Genomic DNA, 12611 nt, shown 5'->3' with positions numbered 1-12611 from the left:
TGGTCAAGAACATCACGAAAGAGCCCATGGGTAAAATCTATAAAGGAGTGGCTCCTTTTCTCATCTCTCTCGGCGTCATGTGGGGCCTCCTCTTTGCCTTTCCTGAACTGGCGCTCTGGCTCCCGTCGGTGTTTTACAAGTGAGAATACGTGCCCGGAGGCACACACATTAATAAGGGGGTAACAAAATGGTAAGAAAGCTTCTATCAGCGCTCTTCATCGTTTCACTCTTACTCGGTCTCGCATCCGTGTCGTCTGCCGATGTGATCAAGCTCAAATTTGCGAACTATTTCCCCCCCACCCACATGAACTCCATTATGATGGGCAAGTTCTGTGAAGAGATCAACAAGAAGCTCGCCGGCAAGGCAGAGGTCACCCAGTACACGGGAGGCACCCTCCTTACCGCCCCCAAGATGGCCGCAGGAGTAGCCTCGGGTATCGCCGATATCGGCCTCTCCCACTGCTCCTACTCAAGGGGACGCTTCCCGGTAATGGAAGTCATGGAGCTGCCTCTGGGCTTTCCCTCGAGCTGGATCGCCACCCACGTGGCCATGGACTTCTACGACAAGTTCAAACCCAAGGAATGGGATACCTACCAGCCCCTCATGTTCTCGACGAGCCCCCCGAACGTGGTCCAGACCTTGAAAAAGCAGGTAAAGACCTTAGAAGATATCAAGGGTATGAAGATAAGGGGTACGGGCAGAATAGGCGACATCGTGAAGGCCTTGGGCGCAGTCCCCATGCCTATCGAGACGGTCGACCTCTATGAGGCACTAAGAAGGGCCGTCATCGACGGCACCTACACTCCCCTCGAGACCTTAAAGGGATTCAAGCTCGGAGAAGTGGAGAAGTATGCCTCCGCCACCTGGAAGGTGGGCAGCGTCTTCCAGTTCTACGTTGTCTTCAACAAGAGGAAATGGGACAGCCTTCCTCCGGATGTAAAGAAGACCTTCACCGACTTCTCGAGAGAGTTCCTCGAGAGATGGGCCGTGGAATGGAACAAGATCGACATCGAAGGCAGGGACTACTTCATCAAGCTCGGCGGCCAGGTCATCCCCGTCTCCGATGCGGAGCAGGCGAAGATGGTGAAGGCAGTGGAGCCCGTGATCGTAGACTTCAAGAAAGACCTCGTCAACAAGGGCTTCAAGGCAGCCGAGGTAGATACATGGGTAGCCTTCATCAAGGACCGCATCGAGTACTGGAAGGGCCAGGAGAAGGCCCAGAAGGTGCCTACGGCGTATAATTATTAGAAGAGCAAAAAGACTAAAGCGAAAAGGGGCCGCGTTCCGGAAAGGACGTGGCCCCTTTTTCATTCCCACAGCTCCGCTCCCCTATAAGTATTTGAAATTGTAGATTACAGGCGATAACGGATGAATCTCCGCCCATGCCGCAATAACGCGGAGCCGAGCGCAGCCTCTTCCCATTGAGGTGGAAATTTGGTGGCCACGGGAACGGGAGGGCTCTATACTCCCCGCTTCAACTGCGCCCGCTACCCACCAGAAGACGGTTCGTCCGGCACTCAGCCACCCAACTCGTCGCAAAGCTCCTCAGACACGGCTGGGCTGTCCTTCGGACCGTTTCTCCTCACCGGGTGGGTCCCACCGGTGCTCGCAAGGCGTAGAGTATAGAGCCCTCCCGTTCCCGTGAAGCGTGATCGAGGTGATGGCGAGGCCAAGAACAACTGGATCAGTCACTCATGACCTTTTTTACGCCGTCACGTGATAACAAGATTGACAATCAGCTGAAAGGACGGGGGTATCGGTGGCGACGATTTGTATCTAAAAGCGATTACGCGGTCGTTTGGGCAGGTTGCGGATTACGGGAAAAAATTAGCATAGTCGGCAACGCAAACAAGCGGCCCCTGTGGCTACCAAGGCGGACATGCGTGCCAGCCGCCTACCCGGCCACGGTATTCCGCTTCACATACTTATATATCGCTCTAAAGCTAAAAACCGCGAACAGCAGAGATAGGCTAAACCCGGTTATTACAAGGAGCATTTTTACCACATTAGGCAAGGTAAACAGATACATCATGGCTATGAATACGATTAAGACCACCTGGCAAACAATTGCAGCAATCACGGTTGACACTGCTATTGCAAAAACTTTGAACAAACGGCCGTTCGTTCTCTTGCTGAGATCCATGCTTGCTGCCTCCTGCCGCCCCCCAGATAGAATCTATTCTGTTCTATCCCCGATGAAATTTCAAACGAAAACTTCTCGGCTGCGCCACTGAGTGCCGTATCAAATCCGGTATGCCGTCAAGGGATGCCGCAGGTACAACTACAGGAAGATACAAAGAACACTGTCTGCTCTTATCGTTAAATCCTCCTGAAATCGATGAACCCTCGGTCAACGTCTGTGTGAATCAGTTGCACGCTGATCCTATGGCCCACATCAACACCTTCAAAACCGTGCATTAATCTCCCTTCGACGGGAAATTCAAGAAGACGAACCCAGGTGCCTTTGGGGGCTGCACCGGTGACGATAGCATTGAACCGGTCTCCTATTCTTGATTCCAGAAGAAGTGCTGCTGCAGATTTTTCGACTTGCCTTTCGACTTTCTTTGCGTCATCCTCTGCCTCAGTACAGTGTCTGGCGAGCGTTTCAAGATCGGCCATGGCATATGGCGGGGATTCGCGATTCAGTGCAGATTTGAGCATCCTCTGTGTGATGAGATCCGGGTACCGGCGGTTCGGTGCGGTGGAGTGCGTGTAGTCCCTGACCGCGAGGCCAAAGTGACCCGGGGCATGGGTATCCCCGGGGAGTTCTGCAATGTATTCACCAGGCCCCAAAAGCTTGACAATTGAAAGCGAGAGGTCAGGGAATCGAAGCGGGTCAGCCGCTTTCTCCTTCATGAGGAAAGCCTCCAATCCCTCCGGGTCAGGTGTATGGGAAAGATCGAATCCATGTTCCCCGGCGAGTTCGACAATCCGCCCCACCGTTTGGGCGTCCGAACCACACGACGCAGGGATGGAACTTTTTTTGATGAGAGATACCGGGCTGTTACCCCGTTTGCGGCAATCATGAAGTCCGCGATAAGATCTTTTGCGCGGTTTCTCTTTTCTATGTTGAGCTCACGGATGGTATCACCATCAAAGACGGGTCTTGCCTCAACAGTTTCAAGGTCAAGGGCTCCGTGAACGTGCCGTAATGCCTTCATGTTCTGTGCTGTCCGGTCCTGTATGCGGAGGTTCTCACCGAGGCCCGTAACGGCTGCAAGAGCCTCAGGCGCAGCTCCTCCTTCAAGCCATTCCGCAACACTGTTGTATGCGAGTTTTGCGTGGTTGCGAACATACGCCCTATAGATATCGGAGCCCCCTATGGAGCCGTCAGCAGCTACCATCATCTCGATGACAATTGCCGGTCGGTCTTCCTTGAAGTTGAGAGACGTGAGGTTTGTAGAGAACTTGTCCGGAAGCATAGGAAATATTGTGGCGGCGGTATATACTGAGGTCGTGTTGTGGCGGGCATGGTCATCAATCGCTGAACCGTTCTTCACAATGGAATCCACATCCGCTACGGCAACCAGTATCTTCACTGTATCTCCCGGCGACACACAGGCGACTGTAAGCTGGTCTAAGTCAAGGGAATCATCATTGTCAATGGAGGCCCAGGGAAGATCCCGGAGGTCACGATGGAGCCCATCGTCAGTTACTGACACCGTTCCCTCAATTGTGGCTAGTTCAGCGAGTGCTTCGGCAGAAAAGTCAGGGAACAATCCTCGTTCAAGCATTGCCCTCCGGGCGATCCTTTGTAAGATACTTCGGTGCTGGTTATCAATTCCATCCATTGGATATCCACCTTGCTTTGGTATACAGGACCACTGTCCCTAAGATAGGAAGTGTTTTTTGCCTAACCATAAGTACCCTCTTTATGCATGCACCGAGAGATTATTCTCAACACCATACCATTTTATGCATTTATTTGCTCCCCTTCAACCGGAAGCATGTTGAATCGGGAATTGGGTCGATCCGTTGTTCATTCAGGAATGATTGGCTTTTCTATGGATCGGGATGTTAACGATTATTTATTGCCACCTGAAACGCGGCATCGTAGGGCAAAATCAAAAAAACTCTCTTTTAGGAAGTAGGCAGTTTATCCTTTATCTTCAAATTTCCCTTTCTCCCCAATCCCGCCGCACGGGGCTGGGAGGGCTTTATCCTCGGAGCGGCTTGCGAGCGCCGTCGGGACCCGCTCGGTGAGGAGAAACGCTCCGAAGGACGGCCACCCCTGTCCGAGGAGGTACGACGAGTTGGGTGGCCGAGTGTCGACGAGCCGACTTTCAGCGGGTGACGGGCGCGGTTGAAGCGGAGAGGATAGAGACCTCCCGGCCCCGTGGCCGCCCAATATTCCAGCTATTGCAGTTCCCCTTGACATACCGACTTTTACGGATGACAATGTAGGTGATGTCGGCGGACCTGTCACAGAAATCGATTCCTTTCGTGCGGCGTATGGCCAAACGTTTCGGCATCGCGCCTCTCACGGCGGCTATGGTGGTCCCGTGTTGTGTCGGCTCGTTATTGTTCTACGTGTGCGCATCCCTCTTAACCGGCCGCCCGATAATTGGATTTGCCATATCGATGTGTATTTTCGGCCCCATGATGGTTGCCCCTCCCCTGATTGTGATGCATCTGAGACTCACCTTTTCTCTATACCGCACCGAAGAGGAACTGCAGCACACGTCGGAGCAGCTGAGGGTTCTGTCCCATCGGCTCCTCGAAATACAGGAAACGGAGCGGCGCAATATTGCCCTCGAGCTTCATGACGAGATCGGCCAGTCCCTCACCGCGCTTCGGATCGGGCTCAAGCGGTCCGAAGGGTCCCGGTCCCTGGAATCGGCGCTGGCATCAATACATGAGAGCATGCCTACCGTTGAAGAGCTGATCGGGAAGGTGCGAAATCTCTCCGCCGAGCTTCGGCCCTCCATCCTCGATGATTTCGGCCTTGCCACCGCATTGGAATGGTATGTGAAGCGCCTCGCTTCGAGGGTGGGATTCGAGGCGGAGTTTCATACCAATCTGACGGAGGAGCGTTTTTCTCCTCTCCTGGAGCTCACCTGTTATCGTATTGCCCAGGAGGCATTGACGAACGTCGTCCGCCATTCCGGCGCGGCAAAAGTGCGTGTCGAGCTTCGTGCCGGTGACGGAGAGTTGCGTATTTCAATTATTGACGACGGGCAAGGGTTCGACATGCAAGAGACGCTCATGAGAGGTTCGAGCGGGGACGGCCTTGGTCTGCTCGGCATGCGGGAACGGGCATCCCTGGCAGGGGGACGCCTGGAGATCTCCTCCGAGCTAGGCAAAGGTACGCGGGTTCACTTCTTTTTTGCGATCTGACGAACATCCGGGAACCCGTCCGGGGTCAGGGTCATCTCTATCTAAGATGTTACCCTGCCGGACGCCTCTGATCATCGCATGGGAAGGCTGCCGCGAGCATCCAACCGGGCTTTTCGGGACATGGGAAAATCACGTCCGGGGCGAGAAAAATGTAAATGTCAATATGTCAAGGGTGTCCCCAAAAGGCCCATTGCCCGAATAAAAGGGACGGAACGTTGGAAGTATTGCCAAGAGGGTGAGTGGTGGTAGACCTTGTACTTAAAGGGAAGTACGAGGCGTTCGGGAGCAGATGGGGGATTAGGGAATGAAATGTCGGCTTCATGGAGGGCGTCCGGCCGGCCGCGCCCTTTGGGCCGGGGCGGAAGCTTCAATTCCGGCCCCTCTTTTTCTGTTGCATTTCGGCGAAGCCTGAAGGAGAATGTATTTCAGAGGCGGGAATCCGGCCGGCCGGGAAGCTTGTAACGCCCCTCCCGGCAGGGATACGATCCCGCCTCAAGGACGCGCTATCCAAAATATGAGGAGGTTTCACATGTTCAGATGCAGGGCCGTACTCGGAGTTTTCCTGTTCCTTATTGCCTTCGCCGCTTTTCTCTGCCCGCAGGTCTCCGCCCTGGAGCTCACTCCGGCGATGAAGACCGCCATCGGGTGGATCGATCAGAATAAGGCCGTCTATGATGAGACGGCGAGATACGTCTGGGAGAACCCCGAGCTCAGCCTCGTGGAATTCAAGTCCTCCGCGAAGCTCCAGAAATACCTCGAGTCCAACGGCTTCACCATTCAGAAGGGCGTGGCCGGGATGGCCACCGCCTTCGTGGCCGTTTGGGGCTCGGGAAAACCCGTCATAGGGCTCAACGCGGAATTCGACGCCCTTCCCGGCCTTTCCCAGGAGTCGGGGAAGACAGTACGGAAACCGCTCGTCCCCGGAGGGCCGGGCCATGGGTGCGGACACAACCTCTTCGGCGCGTCGAGTGTGACCGCGGCAGTGGCCATGACCAAGGCCATGGAAAAATTCGGCATCAAGGGAACCATAAAGGTCTTCGGCACGCCGGCCGAGGAGACCCTGGTGGGCAAGACCTTTATGAACAGGGACGGCGTCTATGATGGCACGGACATCATGATGGACTGGCACCCCGAGTACATCAACGGCGCGGACTACAGCTCTTCCATGGCCCAGGACAGCATAAAATTCCGTTTCTACGGGAAGGCGTCCCACGCGGGCTTCGCGCCTGAAGCGGGGAGAAGTGCCCTCGACGCGGTCGAGCTCATGAACGTGGCCGCGAACTACATGAGGGAGCACATTGTCCAAGGTGCGAAGATCTCCTATGCCATCACCAAGACCGAAGGGGTGCCGAGCATCGTGCCCGCCTTCGCCGAATCCTGGTATACCGTCAGGACCCAGCGGAGGGCGCAGGTCGATCCCATACGGGCGTGGCTCATCGACGTCGCCAAAGGGGCCGCCCTCATGACCCAGACGAAGATGGAATACCAGGTCATCGTGGGCGTCTACGAGTATCTCCCCAACAGGACCCTCTCCATGATGGGCACCGAAATGGCGAAGCTCATCGGTCCCCCGCCTTTTACCACGGAGGACCAGCAACTCGGCGCGGCCATATTGAAGGACATGGGCAAGGAGGTAAAGGGAGAGCCTTACAGCGCGAAGATCACGGTCCCCGATTTCAGCAAGAAGTTTCCCGATGTGCCTTTCGTGGGTGCCTCCATGGACGTGAACTATACGTGGAGATTCCCTTCCGTGAAATTCGTGGCCGCCACATTCGCAGGGGGCACGCCGCTCCATTCGTGGATCACCGTCTGCCAGACCGGCACGCCCACATCCCTTAAAGCGGGCCTCCAGGTAAGCAAGTATATGGCTGCCTCGGGTCTCGAACTCCTCACCAACCCGAAGCTCGTTGCCGACGCCCAGGCGGAGCTCAAGGGCGAGCTTGCGAGGCTGGGCGCCTACAAGGAGCCCATACCCGCGGGCGCGAAGGTGCCCACCTTTAAGGACCTCTATGGGATGGAGCCGGACCAGGTTCCGGGAGCGAAGAAATAGGGAAACAGGAAAGACTTAAGAGAAGAAGGGGGGCGAAGCCAAGTCAGGGGGAGACCATGGGCTCCCCCTTTTTGCATCAGCTCTCCTGCAGCTCCGCCCTTACGGGCTCAGAGCGCGCTCGTCCTCTTCCCCTGCGGCCGCGGAGGCTATCCGCCCGAGTTCTTATCCCATTAATCACGAAATTATTGTGTTCCAATTCTGGTAGTATGACTTTTGGAAATAGGGCAGGTCATCCTCTATCTTCAAATTTCTCTTTCTCCCCGATCTCACCGCACGGGACCGGAAGGGCTTTATCCTTGGAGCGCCTTGCGAGCACCGTCGGGACCCGCTCGGTGAGGAGAAACGTCCGGAGGACAGTCACCCTTGTTTGAGGAGGTACGACGAGTTGGGTGACGGGTGACGGGGCGGCCTTCGAAAATAGACCGGTGCAGCAAGGAGGAGGCACCGAAGCCAAAAGTAGGCGCTTCAAGCGGCGTACAAGGAAGTACGCCGAGGAGCTGACGACGAAGACAAGCCCGGTATATTGAAGAACGTCGCCCCGTCACGAGTGCACGACGAACCGTCTTTTGCAGGGTGACGGGCGCAGTTGAAGCGGAGAGGATAAAGCCCTGCCGTCCCCGTGGCTTCCCAACCTTCGGCCAGCCTTTGTGCACCGCACAGAGTGTGTCCGAATACCGGAAACTTATCTTGAGGGGCTCTGCGGTCAGGCGGCTTTTCTTCCGAAGGGGATACCCAGTTTCCTCATCCTGTGGCGCAGGGTGCCCGAATTTATGCCGAGGATTTCGGCCGCGCCGCCTTTTCCGCTCACCTTGCCTTTTGCTTTCTCGAGGGCGCGCGTGATCTGCCTCGTTTCCGCGTCCCGGAGGGTGGTGGGGGGTTCAACCCCTGCGCCATCTTCTTCCCGCGGCCCCGGCAGATGTCCTATGATCTCCGCAAAGGTGAGAAGCTTGCCCCGGGAAACGATTATCGCCCTTTCCACGGCGTTTTCGAGCTCCCTCACATTGCCGGGCCACTCGTAGGCCATGAGCCTGTCTATTTCTCCGGGTGCGAGGGAAGGCACCGTGGGCAGGGCCATCTGGCGGCCTTTCTTTTCGATGAAGTGGTGCACGAGGGCGGGTATGTCCGTGGTGCGCTCCCTTAAAGTGGGGATATGGATGGGGAAGACATTGAGGCGGAAGTAAAGGTCTTCGCGGAAAAGGCCCCTCGCCACGAGGTCGGGGAGGCGGCGGTTCGTGGCCGATATGACCCGCACGTCGACCTTGACGGAGGCGGCCCCGCCTACGCGCTCGATCTCCTTATCCTGGAGCACCCTCAGGAGCCGCACCTGGGCCGCCGCAGGGAGCTCCGACACTTCGTCGAGGAATATGGTCCCTTTGTGGGCCCGCTCGAATCGCCCCCGCTTCTGCTCGTAGGCGCCGGTAAAGGCCCCTTTTTCATGGCCGAAAAGCTCGCTGTCGATAAGCGTCTCGGGAATTGCGCCGCAGTTTACCCGTATGAGGGGCCCTTCCCTTCTCGGGGAGAGGTCGTGAATGGCATTGGCCACAAGCTCTTTGCCCGTACCCGTCTGGCCGCTTATGAGTACCGGGCTCGTGAGCGGCGCCACCAGGCGCACCCCTTCCATGACCCGCTTCATGCCAAACTCCGCCCCCACGAGCCGTGCGCCTATCCTCTTGCGCAGCTCCTCTTCGAGATATGATTTATCGTCAACGAGAAGGTCTTTGAGCCGTGAGATCTCCCTGTACTGGAGGTTATTGGCCAGGGCGATGGCGGAAGGTTCGTTCACGAGGGCCCAGAGCCTGAGGTGCTCGTCTGTATACCGGTCCCGTCCGACAGCCCGTGCCGCGATCGCGCCCACATAGGTGCCGTCGATGATGAGACGGTTGACGAGGAGCGAAGAGTCTTCCCAGTGGCGCCGCCGGGCCACATAGCTCACGATGGGGTCGTCAAAGGCGTTTATCCTCCGCGTGCGGAGGTGGACCTGAACCTCCTCGAACTCCCGTCTCAGCGCGGCAGGCAGCGGGGTCTCCTCAGAGCAGGACCTCCCCCCGTCGAGGTCCGCGATCGCTTTGATGGTGGTGGAGCCCAGCTCCCGGTCATAGACCACGAGCATAAGCTCGTCCAAGGGCATCACATCACGGAGGAACTGAAGGCAGCTCATAAGCGCCTTCTCGATCTCCAGGCTCCCGCAAATGCGCACGCTCATCTCCCGAAAAAATCTATAATCATCCCTCTCCACCTAGGCTCTCCTTTCTGTCATATGTGACGTATTGAACACAGAATATGGCGCATATGTCAAATGAGGAGAAGCAGTCGGGGAGAAACAGTCGCTAGTCGCTAGTCGAAGGATCATATAAGTCGTTAGTATATGGTCTTCAGTATATAGTAAAAGCAGAGGCATCGATTACGGTGAACAGGCGGGAACAGGAGAATAGGGATTACGAAACCATGGGGCGAGGTGCGACATAAGCCCCAACATAACAGAGGCACGAAAAAAGCCCGCCATACTATTAGAAGGAACAGGCGGCGACCATGATGGATAACTCACTATTAGTGGTCTCGCGTGATGTAGCGCGCACCGCGCGCGAGAAGGGGAGGCTCGGTCGGCTTTGCCGGCCGAGGGGGCGACGTGAGCCCCAATAATAGAAAATTAAAGGCGCAGGGCCTGGAGCCCTGCGCCCGGTCTTGTAAGCTGGCGAACTTATTTCTGTTTTGTTTTGATATAGTCCTGGCAGAACTTGAGGGCTTCTTCGCCCGGCAGTCCCTTGCCTTTCAGCTCGGCAGCGTAGCTATCCATGATGGGTTTTACTCTGGCGGCCCATCTGGCATTCTCTTCCGCGGACAAGGGGATGATCTTGTTGCCCCTCTTTATTGTGAACTCCTTGCCTTCCTTGTCGATCTCGTCCCAGACCTGCGCCTGTTTTCCTATCCACTCCTGGCTCACGTCGGTGAAGACCTTCTGTACGTCGGCGGGCAGCTTGTTCCATTTTGCCTTGTTCATGACGACGAACATGGTGGCCGTATAGGCAGCGCCGTAGCACTCCGTGGAGGAGTTGATTACCTCTCCCCACTTCCAGCCCTTTAAAGCCTCGAAAGGCGCCATGGAGCCGTCGACGACGCCGGTCCTGAGGGCATCATACGTCTCGGGCATGGTTGCGCCCACTGCAGCGCCTCCCAGAGCCTGAACGACTGGCACCACCGTTCCCTGGGCCCTGATCTTCATGCCCTTTACGTCCTCGAGCTTGGTCACGGGTTTCTTGGTGTGGAGTATGCCCGGGCCGTGGCCGTGGAGATAGAGGACATGCACTTCATCCAGCTCTTTCGGTTTGAATTTCTGAAAATAGGCATTGATGAGTCCCGTTGCCACCGCGGAGCTTCTGTAGCCCAGGGGATTGTCGAGCATGCCCATCATGGGGAATTTCCCTCTCGTGTAACCCAGCACGCTGAAGCCGATATCCGCGATGCCTTTGACCACGTTATCGTAGGTCTGGGCTGCGGGCGTCAGGGTGCCGCCGGGGAAATAGGCAATTTTTACCTTTCCGTTAGTCCTTTTCTCTACTTCTCTGCACCACTGCTCCGAAAGAATGCTGTTCTTGTGAGGCGCCGGGAAAAAATTCGAATAATTGAGCGCAATCGTCTGAGCGCTCGCCACGGGCGGCATAATACACAAGCCCAACATAAATACGGAGACTACCACGGCAAAAACAACAGATTTCTTCATAACCCCTCCTTATTGATTACTGCTCACGGGCTTAGGCCCATGGCGCGTGAAAACGGCTTTAAACGCGCCTGCGGATTGTGAGGCCCTTCCTCCCCCCTTACCGGACAACCGTGAATTGGGAGCCTCCCTCTTCCTTCCCGGTCTCCTCAAGGTCCGTAGATGTATTTAAAGCCGGTCTTCTCCTCCTTACATGTCACTGCTCCTTCTTTCCAACCTACAGCACGCCCGGTATCACCGTACCCCCCGAGGGGAATATGGCCACGTCCGCCTTCGACACGGTCCGGGATACCATCTCTATGGCCTCCGGCAGGGTCGAGGCGTGGGTAAATTTCATCATCTTCACCTCTTCGGCAGTGAGCCCTTCCGTCACGTGAATCACGTTGAACGTCTCGGCTAACTCCTTGAAATAGACGATCTGCATGATATAGGAGATGCCGAAGGACCGGAGCGCATCGGGGATGTCCCCCCGTATGAGGCGGCGGTGAAAATCGCTCGCCGTCTCGGCGCTCGCCATCTCCCTCACGAGCGGCATGATAGGCGCCGCCCCCTGGCGCTGGGGCGCTACCCATATGATCGTGCCTCCCGAGCGGGTGCAGAATTTCGCCATGGTGAGGGCCTTGGTCGCCTGGACCGCAATCTCCATGGGAAAGGCCGAAGTAATGGTGATGTCGGCAAGCTTTTCCATGGGCACCCAATAGAGGGATGCGGCGTGTCTGGTCGCCTCAACGTGCTCTGCCGCGGGCTCGCCGGCAAAGCCCCTGATAATCTCTTTCTTCTCATTGATGATAAGGTCGAGCTTGAAGGCGAGGCGCGCGAGGCGTCCCGCATCCGCGATCTCCTCATGGAAGCCGTTGCCTTCCAGCATATTGACTTTGCTATACCGGTGGCGCATCCATGTAAAGTGGTGGTCCGCCACCGCCCGGTATGAGGCCACGCCGGGCATAATGATCTTGTAGCCCCCGCCAAACCCCGCGCAGGGGTGGGGCATGCACTCGCCCACGCCCACTACCAGGTCCGCCGACGCCACATAGGGGTTCACCTCGACGGTGATCCCCCTGTGGGTCTTGCCGATCACGATGTTTTCCGAGGAATAGGGGTCGTGAGAGAGCACCCGTCCCGGAAGACGGCTCATTACCTCCCGGCCCACCTTGGTCTCGAGCTCAGGCAGACCGTAGGCGGGATGGGTACCTACCGCGCAGATGGCGGTGATCCTGGAATCGGGTATGCCTGCCTGATTGAGCCGGTCCATGATCTCCGGCATGGCGAGGTGAGCAGGGGTAGGCCGCTGGAGGTCATCGAAAATGAGCGCCACATCCATGCCGGGTTTCGCGAGCTCCTCCAGGCGGGGTCCGCCTATGGGATTATCGAGGGCCCGTTTGATCTCGGCAAGGGGATCTGCAACACCGGGGACCGGAGGCCGGTCCTCGGCGGTAAGCACCTTCCATCCGCGGGGCAGGGCAAAGCAGAGCTTTTCCCCTTCGCAGATTACGTAACGCTCGTCCACG

Annotated in this window: 8 protein-coding genes; 3 read left to right on the top strand and 5 right to left on the bottom strand. The window is 56.8% G+C overall.

The window, feature by feature from the left end:
• The first annotated feature begins 187 nt into the window (after nt 1–187).
• Complete coding sequence (locus VGJ94_01225; protein ID HEY3275213.1) at nt 188–1249, top strand: TRAP transporter substrate-binding protein; 1062 nt, start codon at nt 188–190, stop codon at nt 1247–1249.
• Nucleotides 1250–2320: 1071 nt separating this feature from the next.
• Here VGJ94_01225 and VGJ94_01220 read toward each other — a convergent pair.
• Both VGJ94_01220 and VGJ94_01215 read right to left on the bottom strand, forming a co-directional pair.
• Complete coding sequence (locus VGJ94_01220) at nt 2321–2857, bottom strand: RNB domain-containing ribonuclease (GenBank protein ID HEY3275212.1); 537 nt, start codon at nt 2855–2857, stop codon at nt 2321–2323.
• On the bottom strand, nt 2854–3792 hold the full coding sequence (locus VGJ94_01215; GenBank protein ID HEY3275211.1) for a ribonuclease catalytic domain-containing protein: 939 nt from the start codon (nt 3790–3792) through the stop codon (nt 2854–2856). Before VGJ94_01215 ends, VGJ94_01220 begins: the two co-directional genes overlap by 4 nt.
• A 616-nt stretch (nt 3793–4408) precedes the next feature.
• Between VGJ94_01215 and VGJ94_01210 the strand changes: the two genes are divergently transcribed.
• A complete protein-coding gene (locus VGJ94_01210) occupies nt 4409–5338 on the top strand; it encodes a sensor histidine kinase (GenBank protein ID HEY3275210.1) in 930 nt (309 codons plus the stop codon).
• Nucleotides 5339–5867: 529 nt separating this feature from the next.
• On the top strand, nt 5868–7388 hold the full coding sequence (locus tag VGJ94_01205) for an amidohydrolase (GenBank protein ID HEY3275209.1): 1521 nt from the start codon (nt 5868–5870) through the stop codon (nt 7386–7388).
• A gap of 703 nt (nt 7389–8091) precedes the next feature.
• Here VGJ94_01205 and VGJ94_01200 read toward each other — a convergent pair.
• From VGJ94_01200 to larA, 3 genes are all read right to left on the bottom strand, one after another.
• On the bottom strand, nt 8092–9624 hold the full coding sequence (locus VGJ94_01200; protein HEY3275208.1) for a sigma 54-interacting transcriptional regulator: 1533 nt from the start codon (nt 9622–9624) through the stop codon (nt 8092–8094).
• A 462-nt stretch (nt 9625–10086) separates the two neighbouring features.
• On the bottom strand, nt 10087–11106 hold the full coding sequence (locus tag VGJ94_01195) for a TRAP transporter substrate-binding protein (GenBank protein ID HEY3275207.1): 1020 nt from the start codon (nt 11104–11106) through the stop codon (nt 10087–10089).
• A gap of 214 nt (nt 11107–11320) precedes the next feature.
• Nucleotides 11321–12610: a nickel-dependent lactate racemase gene (gene larA / locus VGJ94_01190; GenBank protein HEY3275206.1), complete on the bottom strand. Its 1290-nt coding sequence runs from the start codon at nt 12608–12610 to the stop codon at nt 11321–11323.
• Between the last annotated feature and the right edge of the window lies 1 nt (nt 12611).

This window comes from Syntrophorhabdaceae bacterium (assembly GCA_036504895.1).
Taxonomy (GTDB): domain Bacteria; phylum Desulfobacterota; class Syntrophorhabdia; order Syntrophorhabdales; family Syntrophorhabdaceae; genus PNOM01.
This window is presented reverse-complemented; position numbering and strand designations above follow the sequence as displayed.

Excerpts from the sequence above, each read along its gene's own strand:
- VGJ94_01220 (HEY3275212.1), bottom strand. The coding sequence starts at position 2,857 with ATGAAGGAGAAAGCGGCTGACCCGCTTCGATTCCCTGACCTCTCGCTT.
- VGJ94_01210 (HEY3275210.1), top strand. The coding sequence starts at position 4,409 with ATGTCGGCGGACCTGTCACAGAAATCGATTCCTTTCGTGCGGCGTATG.
- VGJ94_01225 (HEY3275213.1), top strand. The coding sequence starts at position 188 with ATGGTAAGAAAGCTTCTATCAGCGCTCTTCATCGTTTCACTCTTACTC.
- VGJ94_01205 (HEY3275209.1), top strand. The coding sequence starts at position 5,868 with ATGTTCAGATGCAGGGCCGTACTCGGAGTTTTCCTGTTCCTTATTGCC.
- VGJ94_01215 (HEY3275211.1), bottom strand. The coding sequence starts at position 3,792 with ATGGATGGAATTGATAACCAGCACCGAAGTATCTTACAAAGGATCGCC.
- VGJ94_01195 (HEY3275207.1), bottom strand. The coding sequence starts at position 11,106 with ATGAAGAAATCTGTTGTTTTTGCCGTGGTAGTCTCCGTATTTATGTTG.